The 16,780-nt window shown below is 61.0% G+C and carries 16 protein-coding genes; 11 read left to right on the forward strand and 5 right to left on the reverse strand.

The window, feature by feature from the left end; all coding sequences use genetic code 11:
• Positions 1-171: 171 nt before the first annotated feature.
• Both CFE428DRAFT_RS23345 and CFE428DRAFT_RS23350 read left to right on the forward strand, forming a co-directional pair.
• Entirely contained in the window at positions 172-1,656 is a 1,485-nt protein-coding gene (locus CFE428DRAFT_RS23345) for a DNA recombination protein RmuC (RefSeq protein ID WP_006982128.1), read from the forward strand.
• Positions 1,657-1,722: 66 nt separating this feature from the next.
• The gene (locus CFE428DRAFT_RS23350; RefSeq protein ID WP_006982129.1) at positions 1,723-1,944 is read left to right on the forward strand and encodes a hypothetical protein; all 222 of its coding nucleotides are present in this window, start codon (positions 1,723-1,725) and stop codon (positions 1,942-1,944) included.
• A gap of 49 nt (positions 1,945-1,993) precedes the next feature.
• Here CFE428DRAFT_RS23350 and CFE428DRAFT_RS23355 read toward each other — a convergent pair whose 3' ends face one another.
• Both CFE428DRAFT_RS23355 and CFE428DRAFT_RS34330 read right to left on the reverse strand, forming a co-directional pair.
• Entirely contained in the window at positions 1,994-3,775 is a 1,782-nt protein-coding gene (locus CFE428DRAFT_RS23355) for a response regulator (RefSeq protein WP_006982130.1), read from the reverse strand.
• Positions 3,772-5,520 (reverse strand): PAS domain-containing protein, encoded by a 1,749-nt coding sequence (locus CFE428DRAFT_RS34330; protein ID WP_006982131.1) that lies wholly within the window; start codon positions 5,518-5,520, stop codon positions 3,772-3,774. Before CFE428DRAFT_RS34330 ends, CFE428DRAFT_RS23355 begins: the two co-directional genes overlap by 4 nt.
• A 181-nt stretch (positions 5,521-5,701) precedes the next feature.
• Here CFE428DRAFT_RS34330 and CFE428DRAFT_RS23365 point away from each other — a divergent pair, with 181 nt between their 5' ends.
• The gene (locus CFE428DRAFT_RS23365; RefSeq protein WP_006982132.1) at positions 5,702-6,466 is read left to right on the forward strand and encodes a PIG-L deacetylase family protein; all 765 of its coding nucleotides are present in this window, start codon (positions 5,702-5,704) and stop codon (positions 6,464-6,466) included.
• 90 nt (positions 6,467-6,556) lie between these two features.
• Here CFE428DRAFT_RS23365 and CFE428DRAFT_RS23370 read toward each other — a convergent pair whose 3' ends face one another.
• Entirely contained in the window at positions 6,557-7,396 is an 840-nt protein-coding gene (locus tag CFE428DRAFT_RS23370; RefSeq protein WP_006982133.1) for an SGNH/GDSL hydrolase family protein, read from the reverse strand.
• A 356-nt stretch (positions 7,397-7,752) separates the two neighbouring features.
• On the opposite strand from CFE428DRAFT_RS23370, the gene CFE428DRAFT_RS23375 reads away from it, so the two are divergent.
• From CFE428DRAFT_RS23375 to CFE428DRAFT_RS23385, 3 genes are read left to right on the forward strand one after another with little or no spacing between them, the layout of a single operon-like run.
• Positions 7,753-8,232 carry a GreA/GreB family elongation factor gene (locus CFE428DRAFT_RS23375; protein ID WP_006982134.1) on the forward strand — a complete coding sequence of 160 codons (480 nt, stop codon included), beginning with the start codon at positions 7,753-7,755 and terminating at the stop codon, positions 8,230-8,232.
• 6 nt (positions 8,233-8,238) lie between these two features.
• Positions 8,239-10,008 carry an O-linked N-acetylglucosamine transferase, SPINDLY family protein gene (locus tag CFE428DRAFT_RS23380; RefSeq protein WP_083805305.1) on the forward strand — a complete coding sequence of 590 codons (1,770 nt, stop codon included), beginning with the start codon at positions 8,239-8,241 and terminating at the stop codon, positions 10,006-10,008.
• 55 nt (positions 10,009-10,063) lie between these two features.
• On the forward strand, positions 10,064-10,627 hold the full coding sequence (locus CFE428DRAFT_RS23385) for a YaeQ family protein (protein WP_006982136.1): 564 nt from the start codon (positions 10,064-10,066) through the stop codon (positions 10,625-10,627).
• Positions 10,628-10,668: 41 nt separating this feature from the next.
• Here CFE428DRAFT_RS23385 and CFE428DRAFT_RS23390 read toward each other — a convergent pair whose 3' ends face one another.
• A complete protein-coding gene (locus CFE428DRAFT_RS23390) occupies positions 10,669-11,610 on the reverse strand; it encodes an alpha/beta hydrolase (protein ID WP_006982137.1) in 942 nt (313 codons plus the stop codon).
• Positions 11,611-11,990: 380 nt separating this feature from the next.
• Here CFE428DRAFT_RS23390 and tnpA (CFE428DRAFT_RS23395) point away from each other — a divergent pair, with 380 nt between their 5' ends.
• The 3 genes from tnpA (CFE428DRAFT_RS23395) to tnpC all read left to right on the forward strand — a co-directional run bounded on the left by tnpA (CFE428DRAFT_RS23395) (position 11,991) and on the right by tnpC (position 14,356).
• On the forward strand, positions 11,991-12,407 hold the full coding sequence (tnpA, locus tag CFE428DRAFT_RS23395) for an IS66 family insertion sequence element accessory protein TnpA (RefSeq protein ID WP_006982138.1): 417 nt from the start codon (positions 11,991-11,993) through the stop codon (positions 12,405-12,407).
• Complete coding sequence (gene tnpB, locus CFE428DRAFT_RS23400) at positions 12,401-12,754, forward strand: IS66 family insertion sequence element accessory protein TnpB (protein ID WP_006982139.1); 354 nt, start codon at positions 12,401-12,403, stop codon at positions 12,752-12,754. Before tnpA (CFE428DRAFT_RS23395) ends, tnpB (CFE428DRAFT_RS23400) begins: the two co-directional genes overlap by 7 nt.
• Before the next feature lie 117 nt (positions 12,755-12,871).
• Positions 12,872-14,356 carry an IS66 family transposase gene (tnpC, locus tag CFE428DRAFT_RS23405; protein ID WP_157447611.1) on the forward strand — a complete coding sequence of 495 codons (1,485 nt, stop codon included), beginning with the start codon at positions 12,872-12,874 and terminating at the stop codon, positions 14,354-14,356.
• 83 nt (positions 14,357-14,439) lie between these two features.
• Here tnpC and ltrA read toward each other — a convergent pair whose 3' ends face one another.
• Positions 14,440-15,798: a group II intron reverse transcriptase/maturase gene (ltrA, locus tag CFE428DRAFT_RS23410; protein ID WP_237705550.1), complete on the reverse strand. Its 1,359-nt coding sequence runs from the start codon at positions 15,796-15,798 to the stop codon at positions 14,440-14,442.
• Positions 15,799-16,207: 409 nt separating this feature from the next.
• Here ltrA and tnpA (CFE428DRAFT_RS23415) point away from each other — a divergent pair, with 409 nt between their 5' ends.
• Both tnpA (CFE428DRAFT_RS23415) and tnpB (CFE428DRAFT_RS41300) read left to right on the forward strand, forming a co-directional pair.
• On the forward strand, positions 16,208-16,615 hold the full coding sequence (gene tnpA, locus CFE428DRAFT_RS23415) for an IS66 family insertion sequence element accessory protein TnpA (RefSeq protein ID WP_006982143.1): 408 nt from the start codon (positions 16,208-16,210) through the stop codon (positions 16,613-16,615).
• On the forward strand, positions 16,609-16,780 hold a 172-nt coding region (tnpB, locus tag CFE428DRAFT_RS41300; RefSeq protein ID WP_042725614.1), incomplete at its 3' end, for an IS66 family insertion sequence element accessory protein TnpB. The genes tnpA (CFE428DRAFT_RS23415) and tnpB (CFE428DRAFT_RS41300), both read left to right, overlap by 7 nt.

A 16,780-nucleotide genomic window follows, 5' to 3' on the forward strand; every position in this document is an offset into this window, starting at 1 on the left:
CGAGGGAGGGAGGAAAAGCGGAGCACGGTTCTGGGGCGCGGGGACATTGCAGTAAATCCGACTGCCATCGGAATTCTTTATCGTTTTTGGCAAATTTTTTCACTCCTTGTCCAGACCGCCGACGAACAGGGCGTGACAACACCGGGACAAATGCCGCAAATCGAGTGATCGATGGAATCCGCCCTACTGCCCTTGCTCATCACCATCACCGTGCTCTCGCTGGTGGCGGTCGGGCTCTTGCTGGCGCTCCTCTTGCGCGCACCCAAGGATGTCCTCGGTGAACGACTGCGCGGTGAGGTGGATCGCGTGAATGACGTCGTGCGCAACGAACTGCAGGCCGGACGCGGCGAAAACCTGGCCGCCGCCCGCGACACCCGCGAAGAGATCGCCCGCGCCGTGCGGGAACTCGCGGATTCCCTGCAGCAACGCCTCGAGGATCTGCGTGGCACTCTCGACTCGCGGTTGCAGCAGATGGCCGAGGCCGATCGCGCCGCCGATGCACAAAACCGGACGGAATTGCAGAACGCGCTCAAGGATTTCCGCGAAGTGCAGGCGAGGCGGCTGGACGACTCGACGAAGAATCAGGGCGAGCGCTTGCAAGTCTTCGCGCAGCAATTGACCGACCTCGGCACGCGCAACGAAGCGAAGCTCGAAGCCCTGCGTACCACGGTGGAGACGAAGCTCACGCAATTGCAGACCGACAACGAGGCGAAGCTGGAACGCATTCGCCAGACGGTGGACGAGAAGTTGCACCAGACGCTGGAGCAGCGCCTCGGCGAATCGTTCAAGCTGGTCAGCGAGCGACTCGAACTGGTGCACAGCGGGCTCGGCGAAATGAAGTCCCTCGCGGTGGGCGTGGGCGACCTGAAGAAGATCCTCAGCAATGTGAAGACGCGCGGTACCTGGGGCGAAGTGCAGCTCGGCAATCTGCTGGAGCAAACGCTCACCCAGGAGCAATTCACGCGCAATTTTGCGCCGAGCGAGGACAGCACCGAGCGCGTGGAATTTGCCATCAAGCTCCCCGGTCGCGATGCCGATGGCACGCCGCTCTGGCTGCCCCTCGACTCAAAATTTCCCAACGAGGAATACCAGCGTCTCGTCGAAGCCCAGGAGCGAGGCGACGCCGCGGCCGTGGAGATCGCCAGCGCGGCGCTGGAACAGGGCATTCGTCTCGAGGCGCGCAAGATTTCCGAGAAATACATCGTCCCTCCGACGACCACGGATTTCGCGATCCTATTTCTCCCCACGGAGGGCCTTTTCTCCGAGGTCCTGCGCCGGCCCGGCCTCTCGGAATCGTTGCAGCGGAATCACCGGGTGGTGGTCAGCGGACCGACCACGCTCACCGCGCTGCTCACCAGCTTGCAAATGGGCTTCCGCACCCTCGCGATTGAAAAACGGTCGAGCGAAGTGTGGAAGGTGCTGGGGGCGGTGAAAGCGGAGTTTGGCAAATTTGGCGACACGCTCGACAAGGTGCAGAAGAAGCTCACCGAAGCTTCCAACAGCATCGACTCCGCGCAGCGCCGCTCACGGGCCGTCGTCCGCAAGCTCAAGCCCGCGGAGGAATTGCCGGCGGTCGATGCCGCGGCGCTCCTCGGCCTGGAAAATGGCTCTGCCGCCGAGGTGGAAGACACGGAAACGCCTGAGGAAGAGGCATAAACGGCTGGACTGACGGCCAGGCGAAGCGGCCGCGTCTCAGGCACGTCCCATGCTAAATAATTCACCATGCCCACGCTCACCCCCACCGTCCCCCCGATGCTCACCTACCTTGCGATGGTCATCGACCTCCGTGAGGAACGTCTGGAAAAGACCACCATCCCGTTTTTGCAGAAGCAGATCAGCGTCGAGTTGGAGCGGCTTCTTCAGCGTTTCGAAACCGAATATCGGAACTATCTCGCGGTCTCCGGCAACGCCGACCCGGTCTCCCTGCTGAAATCAGCGGCCTGAGTTTTTAAAAGCATTTAAGAGAACACGTTCCGGAGCAGGATTGGGGCGCTCAGGCAGCGTAGGATTCGGGACTTGGGACCGGACGGAAAATGTCCGCGGTCATTGCCGAGGCGAACGCCTCCTCGAGAGCGGCGAGCAGAGTCCCAGTGGTGAATGGCTTGCCGAGCACCCGGCTCACCTTCAGCGCCTTGAGTTCTTGTTTGCGGCTCTCTTCCGCCGCCCCGGTCGCCGCGATGATCCGCACCTCGGGATTCATCTTCCTCAATGCCCGGCTGAGAGCCACACCATCGACCAGCGGCATCATGACATCGGTAAAGACGGCGTCGATCGATCCACCTCGCTCGGCATAAATGGCCAGCGCTTCCACACCGTCCGCGGCGGTCACGGTGCGATAGCCGTGCTGCGCGAGCATGATCTCGGTGGTTTTGCGCACCGCGACTTCATCATCGACGATGAGGACCAGCTGGCCGCGCCCACCGATATTCTCCGGTTTTTCCTCGAGGGCCACCGGCGCCGGTTGTGCGGCGGCCACGGGAAGAAAGACTTCGAAGGTGCTCCCCTTGCCGACTTTGCTGCGCACATCGAGGAAACCCTCGTGGCTTTTGACAATCCCGAGCACCGTGGACAGCCCGAGGCCGGTCCCCTTGCCCAGCGGCTTGGTGGTAAAAAAGGGATCGAAGATCTTGTCGATGACCGGCTGCGACATACCCGCGCCCATATCCGAAACACGCAACCGGGCATACTGACCGATGCGCGTCCCCGGATTCGCCGCCGCATAAAGTTCATCGACCTCGAAAAGATCCGCCTCGATCCGCAGCGTGCCGCCATCCGGCATCGCGTCTCGCGCGTTCAGGGACAAATTCAAGAGCACCTGCTGGAGTTGGGTCGAGTCGCCCTTGATCGGCGGCAGGTCACCGGCAATCCGCGTCTCGAGCTTGATCTGCCGTGGAAAGGTCCCGGCCACGATCTTCTCGATCTCACGAATCAAGTATTTCGGCTCCAGTGGCAAACGTTCCCCCTCCACTCCGCGGGCGAAGGTGAGCACCTGCTTGACCATCGAAGCCGCGCGTTGGGCGCAAGTTTCGACCGTGCCAAGCAATTCCCAGGAGGCCGCCGGCAGGCCGACCTTGAGCAGATCGAGCGAAAGCAGGATCGGCGAGAGCATATTGTTGAGGTCGTGCGCGATTCCGCTGGCCAGGGTGCCGATGCTCTCCAGTCGCTGGGCACGGAGCAGTTGTCCCTCGGCGCGCTCGCGTTGCTCCATTTCCGCCTGCAAACGGCCATTCGCCTCCCGCAATTCCCGGGTGCGTTCCTCCACGATCCGCTCGGTCTCCGCCAGGCGATCGCGGGCTTCCTGGGTCAGCCGCCATTTCTCGCAGAGCGCGCAGGCCAGTTGCAGAGCTTCGACGGAAGAAAAGGGCTTCTTCATTACCAACAACCGGTCGCGATTGCCGAGGCGCCCGATCATTTCCTGCCACGAATAGTCGGAGTAAGCGGTGCAGATGACGATCTGCAGTTCGGGGCACAATTGCCAAAGCATCTCGGCTGTCTGAATGCCATCGGCGCCGGGCGGCATTCGAACGTCCAGAAAGGCCACCGCGTAGGGCCGGCCCTCCTTGAGCGCCTGGCTCACCGCGGCCACGCCTTCGGCGCCTTGGTAGGCGGAGTCCACCTCGAACTGAGGCTGTTCGGAAATCGGCAGGATATCGCCGAAAAACTCGGCTTCCGCGTCGTCGATATCGCTCCGTTCCGGACAGAGGATCTTGCGAAAATCGTCGTGGATGGCCCGGTTGTCATCGACGATGAGAATACGGCGGTTCGTGTGGCTCATGATGGGTCGGCTTTTAGCGGGAGTTCGAGGATGAAAGTGGCGCCAGTGCCAATGCCATCACTGTGCACACGTAACGCACCGTTCATCTCCTGTGCGGCGAGGGCGCTGCTGTGGAGGCCGAAACCGTGGCCATTCTTCCGCGTGGTGAAACCGTGCTCGAAGATGCGGGCCAGATTTTCCGGCAAAATGCCCACCCCGTTGTCACTCACCGAGATCGTCACGGCGCCGGTCTCGGCGAGACCTGTGCGCAGGGTGATGCATTTGTCGGGACGGCCGCCCTCGTCGCAGGCGTACTTGGCATTGCGAATGAGGTTCACCAAAATCAGCAGGATCTTGTTCCGATCGATCGGCATCGGCGGCAGCGTCATATCAAACTCGCGCACTACCCGCGAACCATGGCGCTCGAAGGCCGCGGTATTCATGCGCAACGCGTCCTCCACCACGTCGGCCAGCGGCAGCACCTCGATCACTCCGCCCGCGGTGGCGTAATGCTGCTGCATCGCCACGATCTCGTTGATGTGCTCGAGATTCGACTGCAGCGAAGCCAGCTCTTGCAAGAGCGTCTGTTGCTCGGCCGCGAAATGTTCAGCGAGCTGGCCGAGGAATTGCGGGATTCGCGAACCTTGCGGGTGGTGCGTGAAAAAGGCCGGCAGATCCGCCGCGTGCTCGTTCAGCATGGAGGCCAACCGGCTCAAGCTCGTGATCTTCAAGTGGTTCACTTTCTCCGTGGCCAGGCCGATGGAGACGTTCACGCTGTTCAATACGTTCCCCACATTGTGCAGGACGCTGGTCGCCACTTCGGCCATGCCGGCTTCGCGGGAAAGCCCCACGAGTTGCCGGTTCAAATCTTCCGCTTCCGCCTCCGCCCGCTTCCGGTCGGAGATATCCCGGAACGTCCAGATGCGGCCGTAGTAGGTTCCATTTTCGCCGAAGACCGGGGACGAATATCGATCGAGAAAGCGACCGTCGGTCAGGGCGATCTCATCGCGGCTGACTTCATTGGGATGCGCATAAAGATACTCGACCCTTTGCAGAAACTGTTCCGGTCGCACAATGGTACCGAGGACGTAGCGCAGCATGGCCCCATCCTCTTTCTGATCGACGATCTCCTGCGGCAAGCGCCAGACCTCGGCCATTTTGCGGTTGTAAAAGAGGGTCTTTCCATGCTCGTTCACGACGAGAATGCCGTCGAGGTTCGCATTCGTTTGCGCTTCGAGAAAGGCGCTCTTCCAACGTAGCTCTTCAGCGGTGCCGATACGCTCGGTCACATCCAAGGTCACGCCCCGCACACCACACGTCTGCCCCGCCTCGTTGCGCACCGCCACGAGGTGCGTTTCCCCCCACACCGTGCGTCCGTCCTTGTGCAACCAACGAAAGACCTGCCGGCTTTCTTCCCGCCGGCCGGCGAAAAGCTCGGAGGCGTCCGCCATCACCCACGGCCGGTCTTCCGGATGGATCCGGCTGGCCCAGAAAGTCGGCGTTACGAGCCATTCCTCCGACGTGAAACCGAAAAGCTCTTCGACGTAACTGCTGATAAAACTCCGCCGGCCCGCCGCATCGTTCACCATCCAGTGCTCGAAAACCACCGCTGGCACACTGCTCAGGATTTCACGGAAACAGCGCCGTTCGTCGGCGAATTCCGGGGATGCTTTACTGGTCAGCGCGGCAGGGATTTCACCTGGCGGTAGGAATGAACCATCGCAGGGGGGAATCGGCTTTGGCAGGGGGGCTATGGTGGCGATCATTCCCCATCCATTTGAGCAGGATGTCGACCGGAGTCGTGGGGACTAGTCCGTATTTCCTCTCCTGATTCCTATGTATCCCCAATCCGCGCCCTGGCGGCAGATCGCCAGACGCCTGTCCCTCTCTCCTCGGACAAACTCGACAGAATCGCCCTGCAAGGTCATTCTCCCCTCCCAAGCCACTATGAATCCGCCCTCCCGCCGGACTTTCGTGAAGGCATCGGTCCTCGCCACCCCTCTTCTCTTGGCGCAAAGCCCAACGCTCATTGCCGCCGCAGAAACGGCGAAATTACCGCTGCGTGTCGTCTGCGTCGGGGCCCATCCGGACGACCCTGAATCGAGCTGTGCCGGGACGCTGGCCCTCTATGCGCAAGCTGGGCACAAGGTCAGCATCATTTATTTAACGAAAGGCGAACGCGGCATCCCGGGCAAATCCGAGGACGAGGCAGCAGCCATCCGAAGTGCCGAAGCCGAGGCCGCCTGCCAGATCATCGGCGCTGAAGCGCTCTTCGCCGGACAGATCGATGGGGCCACCACCATCGATTCCGCCCGGACCGACGAAATGGGGAAGCTCCTCTCCTCGTGTCGTCCGGATATCGTCTTCACGCACTGGCCAATCGACGCCCATCGCGATCATCAGGCAGCGAGTGTCCTGACGTTTCGCGCCGTGCAGGCGATCAAGCCGCACCCACACCTCTACTATTTCGAGGTCGACACCGGCAGCGAATCCCAAGGTTTTCCGCCCAATACCTACGTCGACGTGAGCTCCGTCCTCGACGCGAAGAAAGCCGCCCTGTTCGCCCACCACAGCCAGCACGGCGAAGTCATCTGGTCGAAACATCATGAACCCATCGCCACCTGGCGCGGACGCGAAGCGGGCGTGCCCATGGCGGAAGCTTTCTTCCGGTTAAACCGAGGGCCTCTCGCGAAAACTCTCCCGGGAACATAGACCCAGTCTCCTTGTCCTCCCCCTCTGCGTCTCCGCGGCCTCTGCGTTTAAAAACTCTTTGGTTGCGGCTCTGCCGCGCTGCGTCACTCGCTACTTGCCGTTGGCGTTCGCCTTGGCGCGCTGGCGGATCAATGGCGCCAGATACCGCGCGGTCTCGTCGGCGATGACGTGGTACCCGGCAAGATTCGGGTGCCGGTCCCCAAACCAGCCCGGCAGATTTCCGAAATGCGCATCGAGGCGATTGTCCAGCACCACCACGGCCGGGTCTTTCCCATCCATGACGTATGGCTTGGCCAGTTCACGATCCTTCTCCGGAATCCTGGCCAGCGGAAATCGGCGATAGTTGAGCATGTTCGGGCCCTTGGCCTGCTCCTCGGCGTAGCGGGGATAGATATCGAAAACATCGAGCTTCTCATCGCTCGCGACCTGCCGCACGAGATCGTTGATGCGCTTGGCCTTCGGTTCGTCGGCCTTCAAATCCGCCGACCATGGAATCACGGTCATGGGAATCAGGACCGCGCCGGGATGATCCTTGCGCAGTCGCCCTAGCAACTCGTGAAAGTGCTGCGGAAACGCGGTATCGAAATCCGGGACGCGCACCACGTCGTTCAGGCCGTAGCGGATGAAAATGTAATCGAGCCCGGGCAGTTTCGCGACGTCCTTATCGTAACGCCCGGAATCGATGAGGCGGCGAATGAACTCCCCGCTCACTCCGGAATTGATGACGTTCGTCGGTGGCAGATCGCCCTCCGCGGCGAGCAGGATGCGGACGATGTCTTCGAACTGTGGTTCCTTCGGCGCGACGAGCTTCGGAATCTTCGCCTCCGTCGTGCTGTCGCCGAGCAGCAGGATTTGGATTTTTCCGTCGCTCTCGGCGTAGAGATGCGCGACGAAGAAAATGAGAACGACAAAGAGGAGTCGGAATTTCATGGGGAGGCCTGTTCGAATCTGAAAAATCCGCCGTTCAATCAAGTCACAACCCGTTGCAAAAAAATTAGCGCCGTCTTCGACTTGAAACGCGCGGGTTTGACGCTATCGTCCGCCGTTCATGGCCAAACGAAAACGAGAAAGAGAATCCGAGTACCTCCGTTTTCGTCCCTACCACGCCTTTACCACCCCGCCTGCCGCTGAGAACGCGGGGCGTTGGGTATCCGTTTGGCGCTTCGCGGTCGCCGTCGGCGCGGTGGCCTTGGTCACCTTTGCGGCAATGCACTGGAGTCATCGCTAAGCCCCTCTCGCCGTGAGCGCCACGCCTTCGCGGCGCGGTTCCTCTCAATCCACGGACGATGAATAAGCAGGCGGTGATGCAATTGGTGATCGAGCAGATCGTCCGGGATTTGCATGGGCTGATCTCTTCCGCCAAGTCGACCCACGAAGAAGCGACTCACGAACAGAACAAGCCGGAGAATAAATACGACACGCGCGCGCTCGAGGCATCGTATCTGGCCCGCGGCCAGTCCCGGCAACTGATTGAACTCGAGAAGGCGAAGCAGGAATTTGAATCGCTCGACTCTGCCGACTGGCCACCCAAGACCCCAGTCGAGATCGGCGCTTTGCTGACCTTGAAAAACGGCCCGGCGGAAGACGTCTACCTGCTCGGACCGCGAGCGGGCGGTATCGAAGTCGTTTGCGAAGGCACTCCCGTCACCGTGATCACGCCGCAGTCGCCGATCGGCCAGCTGCTCATCGGCAAAGTTGCCGGCGACTCGATTGCCCTCCCGCAGGGGCGCGAGCAGCGGCGATTCAAGATACTCCGCGTCCAGTGAATGGCGATGCCTGACATCACGGTCCAGCAGGCTTCGGCCCTCGCCGCTCAACACTACCAGGCGGGAAATCTAGGACAGGCGGAAACGCTCTGCCGACAAATCCTGTCGGTGCAACCGAACCACGCCGAGGCGCTTCACCTCCTCGGCGTGCTGGCTCACAACGCCGGCCATCATGACGACGCCGTCGCTTGGATCGAGCGCGCACTGCTCCACCATCCGACCAATCCGTCCGCTCATTCAAATCTGGGCGAAGCCTGCCTCGCGCTCGGCCGCACGACAGAAGCCATCGAACACTACCGTCGAGCGCTTGCGCTGGACTCCCGATTTGCGATCGCCTCTTACAATCTCGGCAACGCCTTTCGGGCGCAGGGACGACTGGATGAGGCCGTCGCTGCCTATCGTCGTGCGCTCCAACTCGACTCGAACGATCCGAAAGGCTACAGCAACCTCGCAAGCACGCTGGCCGTCCTAGGGCGATTGGACGACGCCATCGCCGCCTATCGAGAGGCGATCCGGCTCATGCCGCAAGAGCCGTCGATTCAGAGCAGTCTGATCTGCCTCCTTCGGCTCCATCCGGGCAGCGACGAGCAAGCGATCGTCGATGAACATCAAAACTGGAATCGCCAGTTTGCCGAGCCGTTGCGGCCTTCTCTCCGGCCACACACGAACCATCGCGTTCCCCATCGCCGGCTGCGTATCGGTTATGTCTCGCCGGATTTCCGCATCCACGCCGAACTCCTCTTCCTGGCGCCGCTGTTTGGCGAACACGATCATACCCAGTTCGAAATTCACTGCTACTCCAGCGTCGTCGCACCGGATGCTGGCACCGAATTTCTGCGCGCCCGCGCCGACGTCTGGCATGACGTGCGCCATCTTTCGGACGCGGAACTCGCGACGGAGATCCGGGCCGCGCAGATCGATATCCTCGTCGATCTTTCGATGCACACGGTAGGCAATCGCCTGCCACTCTTCGCCCGCAAACCGGCTCCAGTACAAGTCTCCTGGCTGGCCTACCCCGGAATCACGGGCCTGGACACCATCGACTACCGCATCACCGACCGCTATCTCGACCCCTCGGCCGATCTCGATTTCACATCCGCGGAGAAGCCCATCCTCCTTCCCGATTGCTGGTGTTGTTACCATCCCTTCACGGACGAAACCCCCGTCAATCCCGTGCCCGCGCTCTCCGCCGGACGCATCACCTTCGGCTGCTTCAACAATTTCTCGAAGTTCAACGAAGAGACGCTGGCGCGCTTCAGCCGTGTCCTGCACTCGGTGAAAAATTCGCACCTCGTCCTCCTCGCTCCCGAAGGCTCCGCCCAACGCCATCTCTCCGAGAGATTCGCCCATTACGGAATCGCTGGCGATCGTATCGAGTTCGCGGCCACTGGTTCGCGGGCTGACTATTTGCGGCGTTACCACCGCGTCGACATCGCCCTGGACACCCTGCCCAGCAACGGCATGGCAACCACCTGCGAAACGCTCTGGATGGGCGTACCGGTCATCAGCCTGGTCGGTGAAACATCCGTCGGCCGCGCCGGCCTCGGGCTGCTCTCGACGATCGGGCTTCCCGAACTCGTCACGCGCACTCCCGACGAGTTCGTCAGCACGGCCACGCAACTCGCCACCGACCTTCCCCGCCTCGCCGACCTCCGCGCCACCATGCGCTCGCGCATGGAATCCTCGCCGCTCATGGATGCGCCGCGTTTCGCGCGCCATCTTGAAGCGGCCTATCGGGAAATGTGGCACCGCTGGTGCGCCACGCCCGCGCGCTGAAGACTGCGCTCGACGATTTGCTTCCCAAATCGATTGGGTGCCGCACAGTGGCGCCATGGCACTCAAGGCCACCATCTACAAAGCCACCGTCCAACTCGCCGACATGGACCGCAACGTCTATGCGGATCATGAACTCACCATTGCCCGTCACCCATCGGAAACCGACGAGCGCATGATGGTTCGCATCCTGGTCTTTGCCTTGAACGCACCGGTCGATAACGATCACGGCGCGCTGGAATTTGCCAAGGACATGTGGGACAGCGAAGAACCGGCCCTTTGGCAGAAAGATCTTACCGGCCAGATGCTGCACTGGATCGAAGTCGGCCAACCGGAAGAGCGACGTCTGCTCCAATGCAGCGGACGCGCGCGCCGGGCGAGCGTCTACAGCTTTGCCTCCAGCACCTCGCAATGGTGGAGCGGAGTAGCGGACAAAATCAGCCGCGCGCGCAACTTGAACGTGTGGCAAATCCCCAGCGAACAAGCCCGTGCCCTGGCCACCCTCGCCGACCGCTCCATGAAACTGGATGTCACCGTGCAGGATGGAACGATCTGGGTCGGCAACGGACAGCACTCGGTGGAAGTTTCTCTTCAGCGGCTATTCGGCAATTCGGAGAAGTAACGCCACGCCATACCACCGGTGAAACACAACTTGATCCAGAATCAGTGCTGAACCGCCGTGTCTTTTGGGATCATTTTCTGCTCCGCCAGCCACTCCATCGATTGAATCTGCCAGGCATCCCAACTCGGGCCTTTGTATCCGTTGAGCCCATGTCCACCGCTGGGCAGTTCGAGCAATTTCGCCGGGACTTTGTGGGCCTGCAAAGCCTCAAAGAACATCCGGCTATTTTCCACCGGCACGACCTTGTCGTCCACCGCATGCGCGAGAAATGTCGGCGGCGTTTCGGCTGTGACCTGCTTCTCGTTGGAAAATTGATCGACTAACTCCGGTGTCGGATTACTTCCCAACAGATTGTTCCGCGAGCCCAGGTGCCCCTTCTCGCCGAAAGTGATCACCGGATAGACCAGGATCGCGAAATCAGGACGGCAGCTCACACGATCCACCGGATCACTGGCCTTGGCATCGCCCGCATCGAAATGCGTGTCCGCGGTCGAAGCGAGATGCCCACCCGCCGAAAACCCAATGATGCCGATGCGATGCGCATCCATCCCCCATTCCGCGCTGTGCAGCCGAACCGTGCGCAGCGCTCGCTGCGCATCCAGCAACGGCACCATGTGCCGCCCTTTCGGCAATCGGTATTTGAGAACGATACCTCCGACTCCATGCTGATTCAGCCAATGCGCAATCCCGTCCCCTTCCGCTCCCATCACGAGCCGGGCATATCCCCCACCCGGACAAATGACCATCGCCGCGCCATTCGGATGAGGAGCGCGATAAACCGTGATTTCCGCATCCTCGGTATCAAATGTTCCGTCCCCCACGGGAGCATGCCCCTTCCATAGCGAGAGGGGCTCGGGCTTTGCAGCCTCTTCGTCAGCCGCAACCATCCGCGGCAACATGGCCACCAATGCCGCGACCAAAAGCGACAGACCTTTCGCGACCGAAGAACTATTCCAAAGAACGAAACCGGCATTTTTAAACATGGCTGATTTATTTCGTCCCACTCTTTGCCTCCATCCACACCTTTGGTCAATCGCGAGAATACCTTCCCCCTCGTGAGCGTCCGCCGCCGCGCCTATTGACAGGGCTCTCGTAGACTCTGATTTCTGAGCGTAGATGTGTAGAGTAGGCGGGAAGCGACGGATTGAGAGGCATGGTAGCCAATGACCGCCTGCTTCCCGCCCCTCATCAAACCGGACGGGCGGTTTTACCGCATCCGGCTTTCCGAGTTCCAGTTACGGTTACGAAGTCTCATTCGACCAACGTCGGGAGCTGGTAGAGTCCATAAGTCGTGAAGAGTTCGTAAGCGTCCGCTGGAGCACCTCTAGCGGAGATGGCCAACGATGTCAGACCATCGGCGTCGATGACATCTACGACCGGGACAGACAAAGTGCTCAAGCAGGATCGACGCGGACGGGTGCGGGTGCCGAAGGAGCGGCGGGAGGCGCTGCTGGCAGAGTTTGCCGGCAGCGGGCTGAGCGCGTCGGCGTTTGCGGCCATGGCCGGGATCAAGTATCCGACGTTTGCCAACTGGCTGCAAAAGCGGCGCAAAGCCGGAAGCCATTTGGCTGGAGCACCGGTGGAGGCTGGGAATGGCGGCGGCCCGATCCGGCTTTGGGAAGCAGTCGTGGAGGAGGCGGCCACGCGCACTGGCGGGAACGGCGCGGGTCTATCGATTGAACTGCCGGGCGCCGCGCGGTTGATGGTGCATTCGCCGGCGCAGTTGGCGATGGCCGCCGAGTTACTGGCACTGATCGCGCAACGGAGCCGCGGATGCTGAGCTTTACCGGAGGATTGAAGGTGTTCGTGGCGCTGGAGCCAGTGGACTTGCGCAAGAGCTTCAGCGGATTGGAAGGGCTGGTCAGCGAGCGACTGGGCGAAGACTTGCGCCAGGGAGCGCTCTTTGTCTTCACCAATCGGCGGCACACCCGGTTGAAGATCCTTTATTGGGATGGCAGCGGACTGTGGCTGCTCATCAAGCGGCTGGAGCAAGGTACCTTTTCGTGGCCCAAGAGCATCGAGGCCGGACGAGTGAAGTTGAAACTGACGCCGGAAGCGTTGGCGCTGTTGACCGATGGGATTGATCTGCGCGGAGCGAAGCTGCGCCCTTGGTATGAACGCGAGTAGCCGGTCCAAGAAATTAAGTTGGCAAATCATCTAACATGGGGGACCACGCTGAGTTATACCAGCGTGCCGGAGCCAAGCACTGACGATCCCCAAAACCTGCGCGCGGAGAACCATCGTTTGCACGAGCGCCTCGAGGAAGCGCGGCGCGAGAATGCGCTCCTGCGCGAGAAGCTCGATGCGCTGGCCCGACGGCTCTTCGGAGTCAAGAGCGAGAAGCTCGATCCGGCACAGCTGCATTTGCTTTTGCAAGGGCTCGACGAGCCGGGAAAAGCTCCCGAGCCTGTGGAAGCGGAGGCTTCACAGCGCTCGAAGGTTCCATCGCCTCCGCGCTCACGAACTCCGAGGCTCCCGGAACATCTGCCGGTCGTTGAAGAAATCATCGTGCCCGAGCCGGTGCAGGCCGCTCCCGAGCAGTGGCGACGCATCGGTGAAGAGGTCAACGAACGGCTCGACTACGAACCCGCCCGCTTCCTGCGGCGGCGTACGGTGCGGCCGAAGTATGTGCGGCGCGGGCTGCTCGATGCGGTGCCGGTGATCGCGCCGTTGCCGCCCGCGATCCTGGAGCGCAGCATCGTGGCGCCGGGGCTTTTGGCGCAAATCGTCGTAGCCAAGTATTGCGACCACCTTCCTCTCTATCGGCAGGAGTCGATCTACTGGACACGCCACCAAGTCTGGCTGCCACGGCAGACGATGGCCGAATGGATGGGCTTGGCCGCCGACTGGCTCAAACCCATCTACGAGCATATCCGCAGCGAGGTGCTCAGCCGCGGCTATGTGCAGGTCGACGAAACCCCCATCCGCTATCTGGAACCAGGCCACGGCCGGACCAAGTTGGGCTACCTGTGGACCTGCCATGCGCCGCGTGGCGACGTGGTCTTCCACTGGCAGACCAGCCGCGCCGCTTCCTGCCTGGAGAAGATCATTCCCGTAGACTTTCGCGGCACCATCCAGTGCGACGGCTACGAAGCCTACGATTGCTTTGCCAAAGGCCGTGGAGAAAAGATCGTGCTCGCGGGATGCCTGGCTCACGTCCGGCGCAAGTTCTACGAAGCCAAAGAAACGGCACCGAAGGTGGCCGGTTGGTTCCTTCGGCACTTTCAAAACCTATACGAGTTGGAAGCCCAACTGCGTCAGTCGCGAGCCGGCCCCAGACGACGACATGCCGAGCGAGCCAGCTTGAGCCGATCCGTACTGCTCCGACTACACCGTGCCTTGGTGCGGTTAAAAACCGTGCGCCGTTACCTGCCCAAAAGCCTCATGGGCAGAGCGATCGACCACGCCCTCAATCAATGGCCCGCGCTCTTGGTCTTCCTCGAGGACGGCCGCCTGGAGATCGACAACAACCTGGTCGAAAACGCGATCCGCCCCACCGCGATCGGTAAAAAGAATTGGCTCTTCTTTGGCGAGGCTGCCGCCGGCGAGCGCAGCGCCATCCTCTACACGATCATCGAATCCTGCCGACGTCGGGGTATCGATCCTTTCGCCTACCTGCGAGACGTCTTCACCCGACTGCCATCGATGACCAACTGGCAGATCAAGGACATCACTCCCGAAGTCTGGGCCAAGCAGCAATGCCGCACCGCTCAACGTGCCGCAGCGTAGATGTCATAGGCCTACGCCTATGACGTCTACGACTTGAAACCAGAATCTACGAACGCCTTGTCAATAGGCGCTGGCGCGGACGCTTACAAGAGTTCACGCTTCGACCATCGAACATATTTGGCCACAGGATTGCCATGTTTGCGCCATAACCATTGCCGGAGCCGATGGCTGATGAAGTAGTTCATTTGCCGAAAGCTCCGGTGGTAGTGGTCCAGAGCGAAGTAGTTGCTCCATCCACGGGTCACTCGGTTGATTTCGTTGACGACGGCCTCGGTTGACTTCCAAGTGGTGTGCCGGCGTGTCATCTCGCGCACGCAGTCCCGAAGCGATTGTTTGGACGCTGGACTCGGTTCCACATGCACGTAGGACGTTGCGTTCTTCGATTGCTGCCAGCGGAAGGAGAAGCCAAGGAAATCAAAGCCATGTTCACGGCTCTCGATTACTCGGGTCTTCTTTTCATTGAGGGTTAGTCCGCGACTTTGCAGCCAGCAGCCCAACCGTTCTCTTATCGCAATGCCTTCGCCGGAGTGACAGAGGATGACCAGATCGTCTGCATACCGGATCATTCGCGGCTTGAAGCCGCGCTGATCGCAACACCGATCATTCACCGCTTCATCCAAGGGATGAAGGTAGATGTTGGCCAGCAGCGGAGAGATCACGCCGCCTTGCGGCGTGCCGCAAGGATTGGCCTCGATCTTTCGCCCGCCACCTTCCTCTTCTTCGAGAATGGGCGCGCGCAGCCAGGCTTTGATGAGTTTCAGGATCATTCCATCGCTCACCCTCCGGGCTACTCGCCGCATCAGTTTGTGGTGGGGGATCGTGTCGAAGTATTGCGCTAAATCGGCGTCGACTACTTCGGTCTTGCCCATCCGCAATGCTTCTCTGATTGCCTCCACTGCCTGGTGCGCGCCGCGTCCGGGCCGAAAGCCGAAGGAGAACGGATGGAAGTCCGCCTCGAAGATCGGCATCAGCACCAGATACACGGCCATCTGCACCACACGGTCTTTGACCGTGGGGATGCCCAGTCCTCTAAATCCTCCATTCGCTTTCGGAATCCTCACCCGACGCACCGGCGCGGGCCGATAGGTCTTTTGCTGAAGTTCCTCTCGCAATCCGAGGAGCCACGCTGCCTCCACCTGAGCGTCGGCGGCCAGTTCCTCGATAGTAACACCATCGACTCCTGCCGCTCCTGCGTTCGCCTTCACTCGCCGCCATGCTGCTGCCAGCACATCGGCGCGTTGCACTTCTCCATACAGACTCCAAAACCGATATTCCGGTTTGGACTTCGCTTTCCGATACAGGGTGATTTGCAGTTGCCGGACTTTATCGGGTGCTGGTAGCCCTTGCGAGCCGTCACCACATCCTTCCCTGCTCTTCTCTCCTGCGGAACAAGTGGCGTCCCTTGGCTCCGCCGTGTTTTGCCCAAACCAGAGGTCTGGCACAGCCTCATCGCTACTACGAACGCCTCCGACTCCTGCGCTGGCCCGCTCGGTCTTCCCCTGTGGGGTTGTCCCGCCGGTTGAGTCTTGCCTACTCGCCATCACAGGTCTCCCCGCTTATCTGATTGCCACTTCCCGACATGCCACCCACGCAGACCCCGCCGGTCCATTGCCAGAGCCCACGACGGTTGGTCCAGGACTCCGACTCTGCGGCCTTCGCCATGCTATGAATGGCTCGGCTGCCGGTTGTCACTTTCGAGGCTCATATTTGTGGTTCATGTGCATTGCGGCCTGTCGGTTCGACTCCATGCCTGCTCCCCACCCCGCCTCGCGGCAACGCAGTTGGCACGTAAGCGTTATCCGTAGCGCCATCGGAACGGGGTAGTTTCGTAGATTGGGTAGGAGCTACGCTATGCAATCTATGGAGCAGGCCGATCAAGTATTGAAACAGGACGCCCGAGGGCGTGTGTGGACGCCAGCGGAGCGGCGGGAGGCGGTGCTGGATGAGTTTGAAAGGAGCGGGTTACCGGCGGCGCAGTTTGCCGCCCATGTCGGAGTGAAGTATCCGACCTTTGCCAGTTGGATGCAGAAGCGGCGCAAGGCGCGTGGCGAAGGCAATGCGCTGCAGAAGCAGAGGCCCACGGTCCCGCGGTTGGCGGGTTGGGTGGAGGCGACAGTAGAGAATGTGGCCAAGGACAGAACGCAGACGTTGGTCGTGCATCTGCCTGGCGGGGCACGCCTGGAGGTGAACCATGGCGGCCAAGTGCTGTTGGCGGCGCAATTGTTGCGGGCGTGGAGTGAAGGAAGCCGGACATGCTGAGCTTTCCCGGCAGCGTGCGAGTGTTTCTGGCGGTGGAACCTGCGGACATGCGCAAGGGCTTCGAGGGGCTGCATGCGCTGGCCAGCGAAGTTTTGCGCGAAGACGTGCGTTCGGGTGCTTTGTTCGTCTTTACCAACAAGCGCCACACGCGGCTGAAGATGCTTT

Source organism: Chthoniobacter flavus Ellin428, assembly GCF_000173075.1.
Classification (GTDB): Bacteria; Verrucomicrobiota; Verrucomicrobiia; order Chthoniobacterales; family Chthoniobacteraceae; genus Chthoniobacter; species Chthoniobacter flavus.